Annotated in this window: 18 protein-coding genes; 11 read left to right on the top strand and 7 right to left on the bottom strand. The window is 73.7% G+C overall.

All coding sequences use genetic code 11. The features are described 5' to 3' along the window. The first annotated feature begins 25 nt into the window (after positions 1-25). Genes BLV24_RS07375 through BLV24_RS07365 form a run of 3 tightly spaced genes read left to right on the top strand, consistent with a single transcriptional unit; the run spans position 26 to position 2,687 of the window. Positions 26-541: a TRAP transporter small permease gene (locus BLV24_RS07375; protein ID WP_245710444.1), complete on the top strand. Its 516-nt coding sequence runs from the start codon at positions 26-28 to the stop codon at positions 539-541. Beyond that, on the top strand, positions 538-1,812 hold the full coding sequence (locus BLV24_RS07370) for a TRAP transporter large permease (RefSeq protein WP_092680534.1): 1,275 nt from the start codon (positions 538-540) through the stop codon (positions 1,810-1,812). The genes BLV24_RS07375 and BLV24_RS07370 overlap by 4 nt, the downstream gene beginning before the upstream one ends. Positions 1,813-1,820: 8 nt before the next feature. Then, positions 1,821-2,687 (top strand): isocitrate lyase/PEP mutase family protein, encoded by an 867-nt coding sequence (locus BLV24_RS07365; RefSeq protein WP_092680533.1) that lies wholly within the window; start codon positions 1,821-1,823, stop codon positions 2,685-2,687. Positions 2,688-2,757: 70 nt separating this feature from the next. Here the strand turns inward: BLV24_RS07365 and BLV24_RS07360 are convergent, their stop codons facing one another. The 7 genes from BLV24_RS07360 to BLV24_RS07330 all read right to left on the bottom strand — a co-directional run bounded on the left by BLV24_RS07360 (position 2,758) and on the right by BLV24_RS07330 (position 10,151). Further along, positions 2,758-4,020: an aminotransferase class III-fold pyridoxal phosphate-dependent enzyme gene (locus BLV24_RS07360; protein WP_092680532.1), complete on the bottom strand. Its 1,263-nt coding sequence runs from the start codon at positions 4,018-4,020 to the stop codon at positions 2,758-2,760. A gap of 44 nt (positions 4,021-4,064) precedes the next feature. Then, a complete protein-coding gene (glnT, locus tag BLV24_RS07355) occupies positions 4,065-5,372 on the bottom strand; it encodes a type III glutamate--ammonia ligase (RefSeq protein ID WP_092680531.1) in 1,308 nt (435 codons plus the stop codon). A 48-nt stretch (positions 5,373-5,420) separates the two neighbouring features. Next, positions 5,421-6,746: an FMN-binding glutamate synthase family protein gene (locus BLV24_RS07350; RefSeq protein ID WP_092680530.1), complete on the bottom strand. Its 1,326-nt coding sequence runs from the start codon at positions 6,744-6,746 to the stop codon at positions 5,421-5,423. An 11-nt stretch (positions 6,747-6,757) separates the two neighbouring features. After that, positions 6,758-7,435: a GltB/FmdC/FwdC-like GXGXG domain-containing protein gene (locus BLV24_RS07345; RefSeq protein ID WP_092680529.1), complete on the bottom strand. Its 678-nt coding sequence runs from the start codon at positions 7,433-7,435 to the stop codon at positions 6,758-6,760. 1 nt (position 7,436) lies between these two features. After that, the gene (locus tag BLV24_RS07340) at positions 7,437-8,321 is read right to left on the bottom strand and encodes a class II glutamine amidotransferase (protein ID WP_092680528.1); all 885 of its coding nucleotides are present in this window, start codon (positions 8,319-8,321) and stop codon (positions 7,437-7,439) included. 140 nt (positions 8,322-8,461) lie between these two features. Continuing rightward, positions 8,462-9,118, bottom strand: coding sequence for a type II toxin-antitoxin system RelB family anti-toxin (locus tag BLV24_RS07335; protein WP_092680527.1), 657 nt, complete (start codon positions 9,116-9,118; stop codon positions 8,462-8,464). A gap of 7 nt (positions 9,119-9,125) precedes the next feature. Continuing rightward, complete coding sequence (locus BLV24_RS07330; protein ID WP_218133367.1) at positions 9,126-10,151, bottom strand: GlxA family transcriptional regulator; 1,026 nt, start codon at positions 10,149-10,151, stop codon at positions 9,126-9,128. 108 nt (positions 10,152-10,259) lie between these two features. Between BLV24_RS07330 and BLV24_RS07325 the strand changes: the two genes are divergently transcribed. From BLV24_RS07325 to BLV24_RS07290, 8 genes are all read left to right on the top strand, one after another. Next, positions 10,260-11,504: a sarcosine oxidase subunit beta family protein gene (locus tag BLV24_RS07325; protein WP_092680526.1), complete on the top strand. Its 1,245-nt coding sequence runs from the start codon at positions 10,260-10,262 to the stop codon at positions 11,502-11,504. A 13-nt stretch (positions 11,505-11,517) separates the two neighbouring features. Further along, positions 11,518-11,808: a sarcosine oxidase subunit delta gene (locus tag BLV24_RS07320; RefSeq protein ID WP_092680525.1), complete on the top strand. Its 291-nt coding sequence runs from the start codon at positions 11,518-11,520 to the stop codon at positions 11,806-11,808. Next, complete coding sequence (locus tag BLV24_RS07315; RefSeq protein ID WP_092680524.1) at positions 11,805-15,245, top strand: sarcosine oxidase subunit alpha family protein; 3,441 nt, start codon at positions 11,805-11,807, stop codon at positions 15,243-15,245. Before BLV24_RS07320 ends, BLV24_RS07315 begins: the two co-directional genes overlap by 4 nt. Positions 15,246-15,429: 184 nt before the next feature. Then, positions 15,430-15,996: a TRAP transporter small permease subunit gene (locus BLV24_RS07310; RefSeq protein ID WP_092680523.1), complete on the top strand. Its 567-nt coding sequence runs from the start codon at positions 15,430-15,432 to the stop codon at positions 15,994-15,996. Beyond that, positions 15,993-17,000: a hypothetical protein gene (locus BLV24_RS07305; protein ID WP_092680522.1), complete on the top strand. Its 1,008-nt coding sequence runs from the start codon at positions 15,993-15,995 to the stop codon at positions 16,998-17,000. The genes BLV24_RS07310 and BLV24_RS07305 overlap by 4 nt, the downstream gene beginning before the upstream one ends. Before the next feature lie 121 nt (positions 17,001-17,121). Beyond that, positions 17,122-18,363, top strand: a complete 1,242-nt coding sequence (locus BLV24_RS07300) for an NAD(P)/FAD-dependent oxidoreductase (RefSeq protein ID WP_092680521.1) — start codon at positions 17,122-17,124, stop codon at positions 18,361-18,363. Between the two features lie 10 nt (positions 18,364-18,373). Further along, complete coding sequence (locus BLV24_RS07295) at positions 18,374-19,375, top strand: 4-hydroxyproline epimerase (protein ID WP_092680520.1); 1,002 nt, start codon at positions 18,374-18,376, stop codon at positions 19,373-19,375. Between the two features lie 66 nt (positions 19,376-19,441). Then, the gene (locus tag BLV24_RS07290) at positions 19,442-20,344 is read left to right on the top strand and encodes an alpha/beta fold hydrolase (protein ID WP_092680519.1); all 903 of its coding nucleotides are present in this window, start codon (positions 19,442-19,444) and stop codon (positions 20,342-20,344) included. The last annotated feature ends 18 nt before the right edge of the window (positions 20,345-20,362 follow it).

Raw genomic sequence — 20,362 nt, 5'->3', positions numbered from 1 at the left:
GGGCTTTTCGGGGGGGAGGCCTCGCATGACCATGATTTTCGCGCTGGCCGCGCGGCTGCGCCTGGCGCTGGCCTGGCTCGGGGCGCTGCTGTTCGTCGCCGCCGGCTTCATGCTGACCTGGGAGGTCGGCGCCCGCTATCTGTTCGTCAAGCCGACCATCTGGGCGGCGGAGCTCAGCCAGCTCTGCCTGATCTGGGGGTCGCTGCTCTCCATGGCCTGGCTGCTGGCCGCGCGCCGGCATATCGCGGTGGACGCGGTGGCCGACCGGCTGCCCCCCGCGGTCCGCGCCTGGACCGAGGCCGCGGCGATGGCCGTCGTCGCCGTCTTCGCCGGGGTCACCGCCTGGTACGGGTGGGAGATCTTCCTGGACAGCGCCATTCGCGGGCGCACCTCGGGCACCATGCTCGACGTGCCGATGTGGATCGTCGAGGCGCCGGTGCCCCTGGGCTGCGCCATGCTCAGCCTTCAGGCGCTGGCCGAAATGGCGAAAGCCTTCCGCACCGACTGGTCCGCGCCCCGCGGCATGGGAGAGCACACGTGACCGTCGTCCTGATCCTCGCCGGCCTGTTCACCCTGCTGTTGATGCGGGTTCCCGTGGCTTTCGCGCTGGGCGCGCTGGGGCTGGGGCTGCTGGTGGCCGGCGGGTTCTCGCCGCTGATGTCGCCGCAGGCGATGCTGTCCACGCTCGACGGGTTCATCCTGCTGGCCGTGCCCTTGTTCCTGCTGATGTCCAACGTGCTGCTCAAGGGCGGCGTGGGGGCGGACCTGTTCGCCGCGGTCCACGCCTGGGTCGGGCACTGGCCCGGCGGGCTGGCGGTGGCCACGATCCTGTCCTGCGGGATCTTCGCCGCCATCTCCGGATCCTCGGTCGCCACGGCGGCGACCATCGGCACGGTGGCGATCCCCGAGATGATCTCGCGCGGGTATGACCGCCGCTTCGTCTTCGGACTGCTGGCCGCGGGGGGGACGCTGGGCATCCTGATCCCGCCGTCGATCCCCATGATCGTCTACGGCTTCATCACCGAGGAATCCGTGATCTCGCTGTTCCTCGCCGGCATCGGGCCGGGGATCGCGCTGGTGGTGCTGTTCGTGGTCTACGCGATGATCCACGCCCGTTTCCTCGGCGGACAGGTGCGCGAGCCCGCGGCCTCCTGGGCCGAGCGTCGCCGGTCCTCGCTGCGGGCGGCGCCCAGCGTCGCGCTTTCGGCGCTGATCATCGGCGGCATCTATTCCGGCGCCTTCACCCCGACCGAGGCCGCGGCCATCGGCTTCGCCGCCGCCCTGGTCATCACCGCCTTCGTGCTGCGCACCCTGACCTGGAAGGGCCTGCGCGAGGCCACCTTCGAATCCATGGTCACCACCACCGCCATCCTGCTGATCATCGGCGGCGCCCATATCTTCGGGAAGGCCATCACGCTCTACCGCGTGCCGCAGGACATCTCGGTCTTCATCGGGGAGAACATCCACACGCCGCTGGCCTATATCGTGGTGATCTCGCTGGTGCTGCTGCTGATGGGGCTGGTGTTCGAGGCGACCTCGATGGTGCTGATCATGACCCCGGTGCTGCTGCCCGCCGCCATGGCCATGGGGTTCGATCCGATCTGGTTCGGCATCTTCATGGTGGTGATGGTGGAATGCGCCCTGATCACGCCGCCGGTGGGGCTGAACCTCTACGTCATCCAGGCGGTGGGACGAACCACCTTGTCCGAGGTGTCGCGCGGGGTGCTGCCCTTCCTCGGACTGATGCTGCTGATCGTGGCGATCCTCTATGTCTGGCCCGATCTCGCCCTCTACCTGCCGTTCAAACTGTGAGCCCGCTTATGACCGCCCCCGACCGCCTGCGCGCCCTCCTGGCCGGCGACCGCCTGAACGTGATGCCCTGCTGTTTCGACGCGCTGTCGGCGAAGATGATCGAGCAGGGGGGCTTCGGGCTGACCTTCATGTCCGGCTTCGCGGCCTCGGCGTCGCGGATCGGGGCGCCCGATCTGGGGTTGATGAGCTACGGCGAAGTCGCGGACCAGGCGCGCAACATCTGCGACGCGGTCTCGATCCCGGTGATCGGGGACGGGGACACCGGCTATGGCAACGCCATGAACGTGCGTCGGACCGTGCGGGGCTTCGCGCGGGCCGGCTGCGGGGCGGTGATGATCGAGGACCAGGTGGCCCCCAAGCGCTGCGGCCACACGCCGGGCAAGGCGGTGGTGGGACGGGACGAGGCCTTCGATCGCATCCGCGCGGCGGTGGATGCGCGGGGGGACGACGATATCCTGATCCTCGCCCGCACCGACGCCCGCCACGAACTCGGGCTGGCCGAGGCCATCGGGCGGGCCGAGGAATTCGCCCGGCTGGGCGCCGACATTCTCTTCGTCGAGGCGCCCCGCACCGCCGCCGAAATGCGCGAGGTCTGCGAGGCGCTCCCCGGTCCCAAGATGGCGAATATCGTCGAGGGCGGCGAGACCCCGGAGCTGTCCCATGCCGAGCTTCGCGACATCGGCTATGCCATCGCCGCCTATCCGCTGACCCTCATGGCCGCGGCCATGCAGGCGATGGACGCGGCGTTGGGCCAGTTGCGCGACGACGCCCCGCGCGACGGGCTGATGGATTTCGCCACCCTGCGCCGGAAGATCGGCTTCGACGACTATTACGAGGCGTCGGAGCGCTACGCCTCCTCCGCCCGCCCCCGGTAGGCCCGCCCCCGCCAGGCCCGCCCCCGGCAAGCGCGCGCCGTTAGGCCCGCCCCCCTGCAAGCGCGCGCCGCTAGGCGCGGGGCGCGAGCTGCGGCGGGGGCAGCAGGCTTTCCCGCGTCCGGCGAAGCTCCTCGAAGGCGGCGCCGGTGGCTTCCAGCGTGCGGGTCACGTCGGCCTCCGTCATCGCGGCGTTGGAGAACATGTTGTGGTAGGGGCTGAGATAGGCCCCCGCCCGCAACGCCGCCGCGCACCAGGCGTAGCCGAGCCGGAAATCCGGGTCGTCCTCGAACAGCACCATGGGCAGGGCGGCCGGGCCGGTCTGGCGCAGGCCGAAGCCGAAGGCCTCGGACTGGGCGGCGAGCCCGGCCCGCAGCGCCTCGCCGATCGCGGTCAGGCGCTCCAGGCAGTCGGTCTCGCGCACGATGCGCAGGGTCTCCAGCGCGCCGGCCATCGGGGCGGCGGAGAACCAGAACGAGCCGGTGACGAAGATCTTCCCCGCCGCCTCCCGCGCGATGTCGGCGCCCAGCAGGGCCGAGATCGGCTGCCCGTTGCCGATCACCTTGCCCCAGCAGGACAGGTCCGGGCGCACGCCCACCGTCTCCCAACTGCAATCCCGGGCCACCCGCAGGCCGGACCGCACATCGTCCACGATCAGCAGCGCGCCCGCCTCGTCGCAGATGCGCCGCGCGCCGCGGGCGAATTCCGCGTCGGGCTCGGTCTGGTCCATGAAGGTGCGCATCCGGTAGGGGGTCACGAACAGCCCCGCGAAGTCGTCCCCCGCCCGTCGCGCGGCGTCGGCGAGGCTGTCGAGATCGCCTTCCTCGAACTGGATCAGATGCGCCCGGTCCTCCTCCGTCACCCCGACCTTGACCGGCGTGTTCCAAGGCGAGGCCCCGTGATAGGCGCCCGTCCCCACCAGGATTTTCCGCCGCCCGCGATGCGCCCGGGCCGTGACCATGGCCATGGAGGTCGCGTCGCCGCCGTTCTTGCAGAACATCGCCCAGTCGGCGTGGGAGACCATGTCCACCATCGCCTCGGCCAGCTCGACCATCACCGGGCCCGGCCCGGTCAGCGTGTCGCCGCGCCGTTGCTGCGCCTCGACCGCGGCCAGCACGTCGGGCTGGCCGTAGCCCAACAGGTTGGGCCCATAGGCGCACATCCAGTCGATGTATTCGGCGCCGTCCACGTCCCGGATCCGCGCGCCCTCGCCGCTGGCGAAGAACTGGGGATAGCCCTCGGGCAGGCGGGCGGTGCTCTCATGCCCATACATCCCGTTGGGGATCACCCGCCGCGCGCGCTCGCGCAGGTCTCCGTCCTTGCTGTTCGCAGTCATCTCGCTCCCCTCGTTCGCTGAGGGGAGGCTAGGGCCGCGCGCCCTCAGATGTCGAGCGTCGTGTCCCGCTCCCACGGGGAGAAACTCGCGGCATAGCTCGCCCACTCGGCCCGCTTGAGCTTCACGAAGGCGGCCGAGATCTCCGAGCCCAGCGCCTCGGTCAGCACGGTGTCGGCCTCGAATGCCCGCAGCGCGTCGAGCAGGTTGAGCGGCAGGCGCGGGGCGCCCTCGACCGTGTGGCCGTCGCGATACATGTCGATATGCAGCGGCTCGCCCGGATCGGCCTCGGTCCGCAGCCCGTCGAGCCCGGCGGCGATCACCGCGGCCTGCAGCAGGTAGGGGTTGGCGGCGCCGTCGGCGAGCCGCAGCTCGAACCGTCCCGGGCCGGGGACGCGCACCATGTGGGTGCGGTTGTTGCCGGTCCAGGTGACGGTGTTCGGCGCCCAGGTGGCGCCCGAAGCCGTGACCGGCGCGTTGATCCGCTTGTAGGAATTGACCACCGGGTTGGCGATCGCGGCCAGCGCGGTCGCGTGGCGCATGATCCCGCCCAGGAACCACCGCCCCTGCGCCGACAGCCCCATCGGATCGGCGTCGTCGGCGAAGGCGTTGGCGGTGCCGGCGGGGTTCCACAGCGACACATGCACATGGCAGCCGTTTCCGGTCAGCCCCTTGAAGGGCTTGGGCATGAAGGTGGCGCGCAGCCCGTGCTTTTCGGCCACCGACTTGGCCATGAACTTGAAGAAAGAGTGCTTGTCCGCCGTCGCCAGCGCATCGTCATACGCCCAGTTCATCTCGAACTGGCCGTTCGCGTCCTCGTGGTCGTTCTGGTAGGGCCCCCAGCCCAGGTCCAGCATCCCGTCGCAGATCTCGGAGATCACGTCGAAGCGGCGCATCAGGGCCTGCTGGTCGTAGCAGGGCTTTTCGGCGTCGTCCCGCCCGTCCGAAATCTCGGACCCGTCGGCGGAGACCAGGAAGAACTCCGGCTCCACCCCGGTCTTGACCCGCAGCCCCAGCTCGGCCGCCGCCGCCACCTGCGCCTTCAGCGCCTGCCGGGGGACCTGCGAAAGGGGGGCGTCGTCCATGTGGACGTCGGCGGGAACCCAGGCGACGCCGGGCTTCCACGGCAACGGCGTCGCCGCGTCGGCGTCGGGAAAGGCGAAGAGGTCGGGATGCGCCGGCGTCAGGTCCAGCCAGGAGGCGAAGCCCGCGAAGCCGGCCCCGTCGGCCTGCATGTCCGCGATTGCCTGCGCGGGGACCATCTTCGCGCGCTGCCCGCCGAACAGGTCGGTGTAGCCGATCAGGAAATAGCGGATGGCGTTCGCCTTCGCCCAGGCGGCGAGGTCCTGCGTCATGGTCGTGTCCCCTCTCGTCTCTTGTTCAGCGGGCGGGCGCGCGGCCCATCAGAAACCTCCCCTCCCGGGGATCCAGTCGGTGCCGGCCAGCGGCACGCGGGCCATGGCCGCGGCCTCCAGGGTCAGGGCGCAGAGGTCCTCCGGCTCCAGGTTGGAGAGCCGGGACTTGCCGCAGGCCCGCGCGATGGTCTGCGCCTCCAGCGTCATGACCTTGAGGTAATTCGCCAGCCTGCGCCCCGCCGCGGCCGGGTCCAGCCGGGCGGCGAGCGCGGGGTCCTGGGTGGTGATGCCGGCGGGATCGCGCCCTTCGTGCCAGTCGTCATAGGCGCCCGGCACCGTGCCGAGGTCCGCGTAGTCGTCGGCCCAGCGCGGGTCGTTGTCGCCCAGCGCCACCAGCGCCGCGGTGCCGATCGACACCGCGTCCGCCCCCAGCGCCAGGGCCTTGGCCACATCCGCCCCGTTGCGGATCCCGCCCGAGACCACGAGCTGCACCTTGCGATGCATCCCAAGGTCCTGAAGCGCCTGCACCGCGGGCCGGATGCAGGCCAGCGTCGGCAGGCCCACATGTTCGATGAAGACTTCCTGCGTCGCGGCGGTGCCGCCCTGCATCCCGTCCAGCACCACCACGTCCGCGCCGGATTTCACCGCCAGCGCCACGTCGTAATAGGGACGCGAGCCGCCGACCTTCACATAGATCGGCGTGCGCCAGTCGGTGATCTCGCGCAGCTCGCCGATCTTGATCTCCAGGTCGTCCGGCCCGGTCCAGTCCGGGTGACGGCAGGCCGAGCGCTGGTCGATCCCCTCGGGCAGGTCGCGCATCCCGGCCACCCGCGGGCTGATCTTCTGGCCCAGCAGCATGCCGCCGCCGCCCGGCTTGGCGCCCTGGCCGATGACGATCTCGATGGCGTCGGCGCGGCGCAGGTCGCGCGGGTTCATCCCGTAGCGCGACGGCAGATACTGGTAGACCAGCAGGTCCGAATGCCCGCGCTCCTCCTCCGTCATGCCGCCGTCGCCGGTGGTGGTGGAGGTGCCGGCGGCCGAGGCGCCGCGGCCCAGCGCCTCCTTCGCCTGACCCGACAGGCTTCCGAAGGACATGCCGGCGATGGTGATCGGGATCTTCAGGTGGATGGGCTTCGAGGCGAAGCGGTCGCCCAGCACCACGTCGGTCGCGCAGCGCTCCCGGTAGCCCTCCAGCGGGTATCGGGAAACGGACGCGCCGAGAAACAGCAGGTCGTCGAAATGCGGGACCGCGCGTTTGGCGCCGCCGCCGCGGATGTCGTAGATGCCGGTCGCCGCGGCGCGGCGGATCTCCGACAGGGTGTAGTCGTCGAAGCTCGCCGACTTGCGGGGATGGGTGCGGGGGGTCCGGTCCATGTCAGCGGCTTTCAGTAGGCGTCGGCGTGATCGACGTCGAAATGGTAGAGTTTCCGCGCGGAGCCGTAGCGGCGGAAATCGGCGGGATCGGCCGCGATCCCCGCGGCTTCCAGCAGGTCCGCGACCTCGGCCCGGTGTTCGTCGCGCATCGGCTTTTCGATGCAGTCGGTCCCGAGGCTCTTGACCGTGCCGCGCACGTAGATCCGGGCCTCGTAGATCGAATCCCCCAGCGCCTCGCCGGCATCGCCCAGCACCACCATGCGCCCCGACTGCGCCATGAAGGCCGACATGTGCCCGATGGAGCCGCCGACCACGATGTCGAGCCCCTTCAGCGAAATCCCGCAGCGCGAGGCGGCCGACCCGCGGATCACCAGCAGCCCGCCATGCCCCGTGGCGCCCGCGTATTGGGAGGCGTCGCCCTCCACCACCACCCGGCCGCCCATCATGTTCTCGGCCAGCCCCGGTCCGGCCGAGCCGCGCACGGTGATCTCCCCGGCCTCGTTCATGCCGCCGCAATAGTAGCCGACCGGGCCCATGACCTCGATCTCGCAGGGGTGCTCCACGCCCACGGCGACCGAGTGCGCGCCGCGGGGGTTCAGCACCTCGAACCGCCCGTTATCGCCGCCGGAGGCGTGCAGCGCGGCGTTCAGCGCCCGCAAGGGCTGTTCGGCGAGGTCGAAGACCGGCATCTCAACGCTCCCAGAAATAGACGGTGGCGGGCTCGGGCTCCCAGACCCGCGCGGTCTCGATCCCCGGCAGCCCGGCCAGCGCGCGGTATTCGGAACCGAAGGCGACCCATTGATCGGTCTCGGCCAGCACCGCGGGTTTGCAGGCGATCGGGTCGCGCAGCACGCCGAAGCCGGACTTGGCGCCGACCACGAAAGTATAGAACCCGTCGAGCCCGGTCAGCGCGTCGTCCAGCGCCTCGCCCAGGCTGCGGCCCGCGGCCATGCGGGCGGTCAGGTAGGCCGCGGCGACCTCGGAATCGTTCTCGGTTTCGAACCGCACGCCCTCGCGCAGCATCTCGCGGCGCAGGTTGTTGTGGTTGGACAGCGACCCGTTATGCACCAGGCACTGGTCCGGCCCGGTGGAGAACGGGTGCGCGCCCAGCGTCGTCACCGCGCTTTCGGTGGCCATGCGGGTATGGCCCACGCCATGCGAGCCCGCCATGGCGCGGATCCCGAAACGGTCGACGACCTGCGCGGGCAGGCCGACCTCCTTGAAGATCTCCACCGCCTCTCCCGCGCTCATGACGCGGATGGCGCCCACCGCCTCGGCCGCCGCGCGGACCTCCGCCAGGCGGGGCGCGTCGAGCGAGATCACCGCATGGGTGCTTTTGGCGGCGACCTCGGCGTCGAAGCGGGCCAGCGCCTCCGCCAGCGCGGGAAAGTCGGTGTCGGGGGCGGAGGATTGCACGGTGATCCGGGCGCGGCCGGGCCGGGGGGCGCCGTAGACGGCGATGCCGGCGCTGTCCGGGCCGCGGTCGGTCATGGTGACCAGCATGTCGGACAGGAGCGCGCCGAGGCGCGGCTCCAGCGCCCGGTCCTTCAGGAACAGTCCGACGATTCCGCACATGCCGCGATCCTCCAGATGCGAATGCGGGGACGGTAGCGGCGGCGCCCGGCGGGCGCAATCGAGAAGAAACCAGTTTTCCTGTCAGGAAACGCGATGCGCGGTCGCAGGGGGGGCGCCGATCCGCGCGAGGAAGGTGGGCCTCAGCGCGCCGCGGTCGGCTGCGGGTAGCAGATGATCGACAGGTATCGCGCCGGCAGGCGCACCAGCACCTCCGGCCCATGCGGGGCGTCGGCCTCGAAATACAGGCTGTCGCCCGGCGCCATGTCGTAGAGCGTGTCGCCGTGGCGATAGCCCAGCTCCCCCTCCAGCATGTGGATGAACTCCATCCCCTCGTGCTGGAAGGCGGGGAACACGTCCGAATCCGTGGTCAGCGTGATCAGGTAGGGCTCCACCACCACCCCCGCCGCGGCCCCGTCCGCATGGCCCAGCAGCGTGTACTGATGGCCCGCGCGCGTGCCCCGGCGTTCCACGTCCACGCCCTCGCCGGCCTTCACATGCATGGCGCCGCGGGGCTCGTCATAGCGGCGGAACAGGGCGGTGAGCGGCGCCCCCAGCCCGCGGGCCAGCGCCTGCAGCGTGGACAGCGAGGGCGAGATGTTGCCGTTCTCGATCTTCGACAACATGCCCGGAGAAATCCCCGTCGCCGCCGCCAGGTCCGACATCGCCACGCCGAGCTTCTTGCGCAGCGTCCGGACCTCATGGCCGATGGCGGTTTCCAGCCGGTTCTCCCGCGGCTCCCGCGGGGCGTGGGGGTCCTGGGTCAGGCCGGGCGGTTTGCGGGAGGGGGGGCGGGCCATGGCGGGATCATCCTCCGGAAGTCGTTTTCCCCTCGCTACCGGATATTTCCCCTGACGCAAGGGCTGCTGCGCGGGCGTCACGCGGGGCGGACCCGTATTCGGCCCGGTGCGCGCGGGCGAAATGGCTGGCCGAGGCGAAGCCGGCGGCCTGGGCGATCTCGGCGATGGACAGCGGGCTCTGCGCCAGCAGGCGGCGGGCATGGGCGAGCCGCAGGCGGCGATGCGTCTCCCCCGGCGTGGCCCCGAGATGGTCGCGGAACAGCCGGTCCAGCTGCCGCGGTCCGACCCCCGCCAGCCGGGCCAGCGCCGCGCGGGGGACGGGGCCGTCCGGCGTCGCCTCCAGCTTTTCCAGCGCGGCGAGCAGACCCGGATGGTTCACCCCCCACCGTTCCGCGAGGCCCCCGCGTTGCGGCGCGGCGGGGGCGGAGACCTCCGCATGCAGGAACCAGTCCGACACCCGGCGCGCGAAGGCCGGTCCCATCCGTTCCCCGATCAGGGCGTGCATCAGGTCCAGCGGCGCCACCCCGCCGCCGCAGGTGATGCGGTCCCGGTCGATCACGTAGCGGGCTTGCGTGGGGGAGAGGTCGGGGAAGGCCTCGACCAGCGCCGCGGCGTGCTCCCAGTGCAGGGTGAAGGCCCGGTCGCGCAGCAGGCCCGCGGCGGCCAGCAGCCAGGCCCCGCCGGAGATGCCGCCCAGCCGCACGCCGTCGCGCGCCTGCGCGCGCAGGCAGGCGTGGACGGTCGGGAACCCCCAGTCGGCGGGCGAGCCCCCGGCGCAGACCAGCAGCGCGGACAGCCCCGCGCCGCGGGCGGGCAGGGGGGCGGCGGGGATCAGCGCGCCGTTGGACGCGGCGATGGTCCCCGGCCCCGACACCCCCGGCCCGAAGGCTGCGGCGCGGTAGATCTCGCGCCCCGCGGCGATGTTGGCGGCGCGCAGCGGTTCGCAGGCCGCGGCGTAGGACATCAGCGCGAAACCGGGGATCAGCACGAAGCCGATGGTCTGGACGCCGGGGGCGGGGGAGAGGGGCTCCATGACCTTCACATGACGGAACTCGCCCCATTCAGGCAAGCCTCCGCCGCGCGCTCCCGCCAGACTGGCCCGGCGTCCCAAGTCGGATCCCGCCCGCCCGGAGCCCGCCCCATGCGCTATTCCGCGCTGTCCCTCGTCGCCGATGCGCTCGGCCTCGCGCCCCGGGTCCCGGCCTGGCGCTCCCCCGCGCCGAAACCCGCCTATGACGTGGTGATCGTGGGCGGCGGCGGGCACGGGCTCGCCACCGCCTGGACCCTCGCGGCGACCTACGGGATCACCAATGTCGCGGTGCTGGAGAAGGGCTATATCGGCTCCGGCAATGTCGGGCGGAACACCACCATCATCCGCTCCAACTACCTGCTGGAGGGGAACAATCCGTTCTACGAACTCTCCCTGCGACTGTGGGAGCGGCTGGAGCGGGACCTGAATTTCAACGCCATGGTCTCGCAGCGCGGGGTGGCGAACCTCTGGCACACCGACGGGCAGCGCGACGCGTTCCGCAGGCGGGGCAACGCCATGCGGATGCACGGGGTCGACGCCGAGATGTGGGACGTGGCGCAAGTGCGCGCCCGGCTGCCCTTCCTCGATTTCGACAACGCCCGCTTCCCGGTCCGCGGCGCGCTGGTCCAGCCTCGCGGCGGCACCGTGCGCCATGACGCGGTGGCCTGGGGCTACGCGCGGGCGGCCTCGGCGCTGGGCGTCGACATCATCCCTCATTGCGAAGTCACCGCCATCCGCCGCGACGGCGACCGGGTGACGGGGGTCGAGACCACCCGCGGAGACATCCTCTGCGACCGCCTCGCGCTCGCCACCGCCGGGCATTCCTCGCGCAGCGCGGAGATGGCGGGGATCCGCCTGCCGATCGAGACCCATGTCCTGCAGGCCTTCGTCTCCGAGGGGCTGAAGCCGCTGATCCCCAACGTGATCACGTTCGGCGCCGGGCATTTCTACGTCAGCCAGTCCGACAAGGGCGGGCTGGTCTTCGGCGGCGATATCGACGGCTGGAACAGCTACGCCCAGCGCGGCGGGCTGGCGACGGTGGAACACGTGGTGGAGGCGGGCGTGGCGATGATGCCGGGGCTGTCGCGCGTCAAGCTGCTGCGCGGCTGGGGGGGCGTTATGGACATGTCCATGGACGGCTCGCCGATCATCGACCGGGCGCTGGCGAACCTCTATCTCAACGCCGGCTGGTGCTATGGCGGGTTCAAGGCGACCCCGGCCTCGGGCCTGTGCTTCGCGCATCTGATCGCCACCGGCGCGCCCCACGCGGTCGCGACGCAATTCCGGCTGGACCGCTTCGACCGCGGCGCGGCGCTGGACGAGAAGGGGGCCGGCCCCTTCCCCAACCTGCACTGAGGGGGCGCGGGCCATGGCCAGCCTGATCGCCTGCCCCCATTGCGGCCCCCGCCCGCGCGAGGAGTTTTCGGTGCGCGGCGACGCCGCCCCCCTCCGCCCCGCCCCGGACGCGGCGCCCGAGGCGTGGCTCGCCTATCTCCATGCCCGTGAAAACCCGCGGGGTCCGCATCGCGAGCACTGGCGCCACGAGGGCGGTTGCGGCCGCTGGCTGGTGGTGGCGCGGGACACCGCCACGCATGAGGTGTTTTCGGTGACCGACGTGCAGGCGGCCGCGCGGTCGGCGGCGCGGGAGGGCCGGGAATGACCGCCTTCCGCCTCCCCTCCGGCGGCCGCATCGACCGCGCCCGCCCGCTGCGCTTCACCTTCGACGGGCGCGGCTTCGAGGGGTTCGAGGGCGACACCCTCGCCTCCGCCCTGCTGGCCGCGGGGGTGGGGGTGCAGGGCCGGTCCTTCAAGTATCACCGTCCCCGCGGCCCGCTCACCGCCGGTTCGGCCGAGCCCAATGCGCTGGTCACCGTCGGAACCGGCGGGCGGCGCGAGCCCAATGTCCGCGCCACCACCCTGATGCTGTCCGAGGGCCTCGTGGCGGAGAGCCAGAACCGTTTCCCCTCGCTTCGCCTCGACCTCGGGGCCGCCGCGGGGCTGTTCGCGCCGCTGCTCGGCGCGGGGTTCTACTACAAGACCTTCATGTGGCCCGCGCCGTTCTGGGAGAAGGTCTACGAGCCGCTGATCCGCCGCGCCGCCGGGCTGGGGCGGGCCGGGACCGCGCCGGACCCGGACGCCTACGCCAAGCGCTGGGCGCATTGCGACCTGCTGGTGATCGGGGCCGGGCCCGCGGGGCTCGCCGCCGCGCTGACCGCCGCCGCCGCTGGCGCGCAGGTGATCCTGGCGGACGAGGGCGAGACGCCGGGCGGCGGGCTGCTCGACCTGCGTCCCGGCGACGGGCCCGACCCCGCCGGGATGCTCGCCGCCGCCGGGCCGAACCTGACCGTGCTGCCCCGCGCCACCGTCTTCGGATGGTATGACGACAACGTCTTCGGCGTGCTGGAGACGGTCGGGAAACGCCGCGCCGCGCCCGACCCCCACCAGCCGGCCGAGCGTCTGTGGCGGATCGCGGCGCGCGAGGCGCTGCTCTGCGCCGGCGCCGACGAACGCCCCTTGATGATGCCGGGCAACGACCTGCCCGGCGTGGCGCTGGCGGGGGCGATGCGTCGGCATCTCAACCGGCACGCGGTCGCGCCGGGGGCGCGGGTGGCGGTGGCGACCAACGGCCCCTCGGGCCATGCGCTCGCCCGCGACCTGGAGGCGGCGGGGGTGGAGGTGGCGGAGGTTGTGACGCTCGACCCCGCCGCCCCTCCCGGCCTCGCGGCGCTGGGCCGGGGGCGGGTCCGGGGAATGCGCGTCGACGGCCGGCGCATCGAGGCCGACGCGCTCGCCATGTCGGGGGGCTGGAGCCCGCTGATCCAGCTCGCCTGCCAGCGCGGCGCGCGGCCTTTCTGGTCGGCGGAGCGCGGCGCCTTCCTCGCCCCCGAGACCCCGGGCCTGACCCCCGCCGGCGCGGCGCGGGGGCTGTCGGGGGTGGACGCCTGTCTCGGCGACGGCGCCGCGGCGGCGGTCGCCGCGCTCTCCCGTCTCGGGCTGCGGGCCGAGCCCGCCTTCCCCCCGGCGCCGGAGGACTGCGCTCCGCCCGCGCCCCTCCTCCCCTTCCGCGCCTCCGGCAAGGCCGGTCGCGCGAAGACTTTCGTGGACTTCCAGAACGACGTGACGCTGGCCGACCTCGCCCGCGCCGAGGCCGAGGGCTATGGCGACCCCGAACTCGCCAAGCGCTACACCACCGCCGGCATGGCCACCGACCAGGGCCGGTGCTCTGGCGTCAACGCGGCGCTGGCGCTGGCACATCTGCGCGGCCTCGCCCCCGGCGAGGCGGCCCTGACCACGATGCGGCCCCCCTTCGCGCCGGTCAGCCTCGGCGCGCTCGCCGGCCCGCATCGCGGCGCGCATTTCCAGCCCGTGCGCCGCACGCCGCTTCACGCCTGGGCCGAGGCCCGCGGCGCCGTCTTCGTGGAGACCGGCCAATGGCTGCGCCCCGCCTGGTTCCCCGCGCAAGGCGAGACCCATTGGCGCGAGAGCGCGACGCGGGAGGCGCGGGCCGTCCGCGCCTCCGCCGGGCTCTGCGACGTGTCCACCCTGGGCAAGATCGAGGTGACCGGCGCCGACGCCGCCGCCTTCCTCGACCGGGTCTACTGCAACGGCATCGCCTCGATCCGCGTCGGCCGCGCCCGCTACGCATTGATGCTGCGCGAGGACGGCATGGTGCTGGACGACGGGACCGTGGCGCGGCTCGCCCCCGACCGGTTCTTCGTGACCACCACCACCGCGATGGCCGGCCCGGCGCTGGCGCATATGGAATTCTGCGCGCAGGTGCTGTGGCCCGGCCTGGACGTGCGCATGACCTCGGTCACCGACCAGTGGGCGCAGATGGCGGTGGCGGGGCCGCGCGCGCGCGAGATCCTCGGGCGGATCGTCGACGCGGACGTCTCGGACGCGGCTTTCCCCTACATGGCCGTCGCCGAGACGACGCTGTTCGGCGGGCGGGTCCCCGCGCGGCTCTACCGGCTGTCCTATTCCGGGGAGCGGGCCTATGAGCTCGGCGTGCCCGCCGCCTGGGGCCCGGCGACGGCGGACGCGCTGATGGAGGCCGCGGGGCCCGGCGGCCTGACCCCCTACGGGGCCGAGGCGCTGGCCATGCTGCGCATCGAGAAGGGGCACGTCACCCATGCCGAGATCAACGGCACGGTGACCGCCGCGGATCTGGGGCTCGGCCGCATGGCGCGGCGGGAGAAGCCGGATTTCATCGGCCGCGCCGGGCTGGCGCGGCCGGGGCTGGCGGCGGCGGACCGGCTGACGCTCTGCGGGCTGGTTCCGCTGGACGCGGGGGCGGAGATCCGGGCCGGCGCCCATGTGCTGAACCCGGGCGAGGCGCCCTCGCTCGCCGCCGATCAGGGGCATGTGACCTCCGCGACGGTCTCGCCCGCGCTGGGCCACGCGGCGGCGCTGGCGCTGGTCAAGGGCGGAGCCGGGCGGATCGGGGAGGAGGTCGTGGCCTGGGATGGACTGGCCGGGACCTCGACGCCGGCGCGCATCGTGTCGCCGGTGTTCCTCGACCCCGAGGGCGCCCGCCTGCGCGCCCCGGCGGCGGAGGCCGGGCCGCCCCTGCCGCCGCCCGCCGCCCTCGCCCCGACGCCGGCGCTGGCCGGGGCCGGGACCGGGCGGTTCGGCGCGCCGGGCGCGGCGGGCCTGCGCCTGACCGTGGAACCCGAGGGCGCGGTCGTCCAGGTCTTCGCCGCGCCGGGGCGCGAGGGCGAGGCCCCGCTCGCCGCCTCCGCCCTCCCCTGCCCGGTGCGTTTCGCGGGGCCGGGGCGGTGGCTGGTCTTCGGCGGGCTGGCGGAGACGCCTGCGGGCGCCGCGCGGGTGGACATGTCCGGCGCCTGGGTCCGCATCGGGCTGGAGGGCCCGGCCGCCGCCGCCCTGCTCGCCGCCGGAACCGGGGCGCGGCTGGATGCGGAGGCCTTTCCGGAGGGCGCGTCGATCCTCACCCGCTGGAACCGCCACGCCCTGTCGCTGGCCCGCCTGGGCGAAACCCGCTGGGAGATCGCCGTCAGCCGGTCCCGCGCGCTGGACCTGTGGGAGGCGCTGCGCGCCGCGGGCGCCGAGTTCGGCGGCGAGGCGGTCGGGCCCTGAGCCGTCCGCGTCCGGATCGCTTCCTCCCCGCCCCCCCCCGCGCTCCCCCCTCGCCCCCGCCCGCGACGACGCGCGCGGGGGCGAGGGCGGCTCGACGCTTTCGCCGGCGGGCCGGGCGCCGCATCATCGCCGCCGTTTCCCGGGCGAAGCCTCGCCCGATCCCGATCAAGGACCGCTCCGCCTGATGATCCATCGCCTGATGCGCCTGCTCCGCCCGCTGCTGCGCGCCGTCGACGCGGCCTCTCGCCTGAGTTCCTGGGCGGGGGCGCTGGCGCTGGCCGCGCTGGTCTGCCTTCTGGTCGAGGAAGCGGCGATGCGCCTCGCGACGGGGCGGGGGACCGCCTGGGGCTTCGACCTGGTCTGGATGGGGGCGGGCGCGGTGTTCCTGCTGGGGCTCGGCCGCGCCGCGCGGGACGACCGCTTCGCCCGCGCCCGCGGCCTGCCCGCGTGGTCGCCCGCCCGCCTGCGCCGGATCGCGCGCGGGATCTTCGAGGTCTTCCTGTTCGCGCCCCTGGTCGGGGCGGCGGGGCTGTTCGGCTGGAGCCGCGCGCTCATCGCGTTCCAGGAAGGCGCGGTGGACCGCATCTCCGCCTGGGCGCCGCTGCTGTGGCCGTCGCAGGCGCTGATCGCCGCGGCGCTGACGCTGATGGCGGCGCAGGTCGGGGCCGACGGGCTGCGCCGCATCCTGAACGCCCCCGACGCGCCGCCGGAGCGCGCGCCCGGCGCCGAATCCGAAGGCGCCGGCGCATGAGCGAACTCGCCGCCCCGCTGATGCCGCTCGCGCTGCTGGCCGCGGCCGCGATCGGCGTGCCGGTCGTCCAGGCGCTGCTGGTCATCGCCGCGCTGGGGGCCGCCGCGGTCTTCGGCGACAATTTCGTGCAGCTCACCCATCGCGCGGTGGAGACCTCGGCCTCCGCCTACGCGCTGACCGCCGCGGCGCCTTTCGCGTTGATGGGCGCGCTGATGGCGCGGACGGCGCCGGCGGCCGGCCCGGTCGGGGCCCTGCGCGCGGCGGCCCCGCCGATGGCGTTGACGGTCGTGGTCGCCTCGGCCTCCGGTTCGGCCGGGGTCGGGGCCGGGACGCCCGCGCTGGTCGCCGCGCTGGCGGCTCCGGTCGCGATCCTCGCGCTGGCCCTTCTCGTCGTCGCGCGGGTGAGCGGCGGGGGCGGCGTCGGCGGCGGGCGGGTCGACTGGCCCTGGACGGCGATCTGGGGCGGGACGCTGGCGCTGCTCCTGTCCGGCCTCGCGGCGCCGGCCGAGACGGGGGCGCTGGGCGCGCTCGCCGCCGTGGGGCTGACCCTGTGGCGCGGCCGAGCGCAGGCCCCGGCGGCGCCGCTGATCGAGGCGGCGCAGGCCACGTCCGTGCTGCTGCTGACGCTCTGCGCCGCGCTGTTCTTCGCCGGGGTCTTCGTCGCGGGCGGCGGCGGCGGGCTGGCGGAAGCCGTGGCGGCGCCGGTCGGCGGGCCGGCGGCGCTGGGCCTCGCCCTGGCGGCGGCGCTGTCGCTCGCGGTCGGACGGGCCGCCGCGGCGGTGATCTGCGTGGCGATCTTCGCGCCGCTGGTCCGGGCCGGGGGCGGGGAGGCGGCGGGCTTCGCCGCCCTCGTCCTGATCGCCGCCCAGGCCGGGCCGCTGGTCGCCGGCCGCCGTCCCGTCGCGGCGCTCGCCGCCCTGGGCGCGATGGCGGCGGTGGTCGCGGCGGGCGCGCTGGCGCCGGGACTGACCGACGGGGCGCCGGCGCTGATCGCGGGGTTCTGAGCGCCGGGTTCCGGCGGGCCGGGGGCCTCTCGACGCGCCGCGCCGCCTGGTGCACAACTCCCGCCGGACGCGGCGGGGCCGGATCGACGACCGATCCGGACCGCCTGGAAGAGGGTAACGGATGGACACGGACGTCGCCATCATCGGGGCCGGAGTCATCGGCGTGTCGGCGGCCTTCCGCCTGCAGGAGGCCGGGCTGCGCGTCACGCTGATTGAGCGCGACGGCGTCGGCCGGGGCGCGAGCTTCGGCAATGCCGGCGCGCTGGCCTTCGACGATATCGAGCCGCTGGCCTCCCCCGGCGCCCTGCGCCAGGCGCCGCGCTGGCTGGCCGATCCGCTGGGCCCGCTGTCGCTGCCCCCCGCCTATCTGCCGGCCATCGCGCCCTGGCTCTGGCGCTTTTTCCGCGCCGCCAATCCCAGGACCTATGCGCAGGGCCTCGCCACCCAGGCCGGCATGATGCGGCTCGCCTCCGCCGAGAGCGCCTCGCTGGTCGAGGCCGCGGACCTCGCCCACATGATCCGCGCCGACGGGGCGCTGGACCTTTACGAGACCCGCGCCGAGTTCGAGGCCGCCCACCCGGTCCGGGAGGCCCGCCGCGCCCACGGGATCGCGCATCGGATCCTCGACCGCGACGCCATCGAGGAACTGCAGCCCGGCCTCGCCCCCGACTTCGCGCAGGGCGCGTTCTCGCCGGGCTGGCGGGCGGTGTCGGACCCGTTCGACTATGTGCGCGCGCTCGCCACCGCCGCGATGGGACGGGGCGCGGAGGTCCGCAAGGGCGAGGCCGCCGCCGTGATCCCCGAGGGCGAGACCGTGACCGTGCGCCTGCGCGAGGGCGGGACCGTGACCGCGGGCCACGCCCTGATCGCGGCCGGGGCCTGGTCGAAGCCGCTGATCGAGCCGTTGGGCGAAAAGGCCCCGTTGGAGACGGAGCGCGGCTACAACACCACCCTTCCCCCCGGCGCCTTCGACCTGCGCCGGCACATCACCTTTCCCACGCATGGCTTCGTGGTCTCGCGCCTGAGCTCGGGCATCCGGGTCGGCGGCGCGGTGGAGCTGGCGGGGCTGAAGCGCGCCCCGGATTTCCGGCGCGCGGAGACGATGCTGGCCAAGGCCAGGCGCTTCCTGCCGGGGCTGGAGACCGGGGGCGGCACGCAGTGGATGGGATTCCGGCCGTCGATGCCGGACTCGATCCCCGCCATCGGCGCGGTCGCCGGCGCGCCGCGGGTGCTCTACGCCTTCGGGCACGGGCATCTGGGGCTCACCCAGTCCTCGGGCACGGCGCGGCTGATCGCGGACCTTGCGCTCGGCCGTCCGCCGGCGCTGGACCTCGCGCCCTTCTCGCTTTCGCGTTTCGCCTGAAGGGGACGCCATGGCCCGCCACACGTTCTTCTGCCTCGACGGCCATACCTGCGGGAACCCGGTGCGCCTGGTGGCCGGCGGCGGGCCGAACCTGACCGGCGCCACCATGCTGGCCAAGCGCGCCGATTTCCTGGCGAACCATGACTGGATCCGCCGCGGCCTGATGTTCGAGCCGCGCGGCCACGACATGATGTCGGGCGCCATCCTCTATCCGCCGACGCGCCCCGATTGCGACGTGGCGGTGCTCTATATCGAGACCTCGGGTTGCCTGCCCATGTGCGGCCACGGGACCATCGGCACGGTGACCATGGCGCTGGAGCATGGGCTGGTCACCCCGCGCGAGCCCGGCGTGCTGCGGCTCGACACCCCCGCCGGGGTGGTGGTCGTGCGCTACCGCGAGGCGGCGGGCCTGGTCGAGGAAGTGCGGCTGACCAACGTCCCCGCCTTCCTCGCGGCCGAGGGGGTGGAGGTCGATCACCCGACGCTCGGCCGGCTGCGGGTGGACGTGGCCTATGGGGGCAACTTCTACGCCATCGTCGACGCGCAGGCGAATTTCCGGGACATGGCCGACTTCACCGCCGGGGAGCTGGTGGCCATGTCCGGCCCCCTGCGCGCCGCGCTGAACGCGGCCCATGACTTCGCCCATCCCGAAGCGCCGGAGATCCGGGGCCTGAGCCATGTCATGTGGACCGGCGCGCCGACGGCGGCGGGGGCCGCGGCGCGCAACGCGGTGTTCTACGGCGACAAGGCCATCGACCGCAGCCCCTGCGGGACCGGCACTTCGGCGCGCATGGCGCAATGGGCGGCGCAGGGGCGGCTCGCGCCCGGCGACGCCTTCGCGCATGAAAGCATCATCGGTTCGGTCTTCGACGGACGCGTCGAGGCGGCGGCGGAAGTGGCGGGGCGGCCCGCCATCATCCCCTCGGTCGCCGGCTGGGCGCGGCTGACCGGGCTCAACACCATCTTCATCGACGACCGGGACCCCTATGCGCAGGGTTTCCAGGTTGTCTGATCTCCGCCTGTTCCGCCTGCGCGCCCGGCCCGTCCTCCGCGCCCGCCCGTCGAAGGCGCGCCGTCCGTGATCGACGTGGCGGCGGAGCGGGACGCCTGGCTCGTCGATCATCCCGAGCGTCCGCTGTCCATCGGCGGGCGGCGCTGGGGCGTGATCGAGATCCCCGCGACGGAGCCGCTCTCCCCGGACGCGCCCGTCGATCCCGGGGCCGACGCCGCGCCGGAGATGCTGCTGCTGCTGCCCGGCAGTCTCGGGCGCGCGGATATCCTCTGGCGGGTGATGTCGCGGCTGGCGGGACCGGTCCCGATGCGCTCGGTCACCTACCCCGCCACCCCTGACATGCTGGTCTGGTGCGACGACCTCCTGCGGATGCTCGATCGCGCGAAGGTCGAACGGGCGGCGGTCTTCGGCGTGTCGCTCGGCGGCTATCTGGCGCAGCATTTCGCGGGGCGCTATCCGGATCGGGTGTCGCGGCTGATGGTCGGCTCCACGGTGGCCTCGGTGGAGGCGCTGGCGCGGACGCCGCCCTATTCGGGCGACCCGTCGCGCACCTCGATGACCCTGGTGCGGGAGGGCTTCGGCCGCGGGCTGCAGGACTGGGCCGTGCGCCATCCCGGGCAAGCCGACGTGGTGGCCATGTTGCTGGCCGAGACCCGCGGGCGCATCCCGGCCCGGCAGATGCGCGCCCGGCTGATGGCGCTGCGCCATGCGCCGCCGGCGCCCTCGCGGCCGTTGCCCTCCGCCCGGGTCTCGGTGATCGAGACGCTCGACGATCCGGTGATCGCCGCCGCCGACCGCGAAGGGCTGCGCGCCAGCCTGCGGCCGGGGACCGTCTATCGCTTTCTGGAAGGGGGGCATCACGCCTTCATCATACGCCCGGACCTTTACGCAGCGGCGATGGCGGAAGGGCTGGGCCTGGCGCCGCCGGGGCGCGGACCGTGGGGCGTCGGCGCGCTGCGGGTCCGTTAGGCGGGGCCCGTGCGGGGG

It is taken from the genome of Albimonas donghaensis (assembly GCF_900106695.1).
Taxonomy (GTDB): Bacteria; Pseudomonadota; Alphaproteobacteria; order Rhodobacterales; family Rhodobacteraceae; genus Albimonas; species Albimonas donghaensis.
The sequence above is the reverse complement of the archived record's forward strand: the minus strand, read 5'-3'. Positions and strand labels throughout refer to the sequence as shown.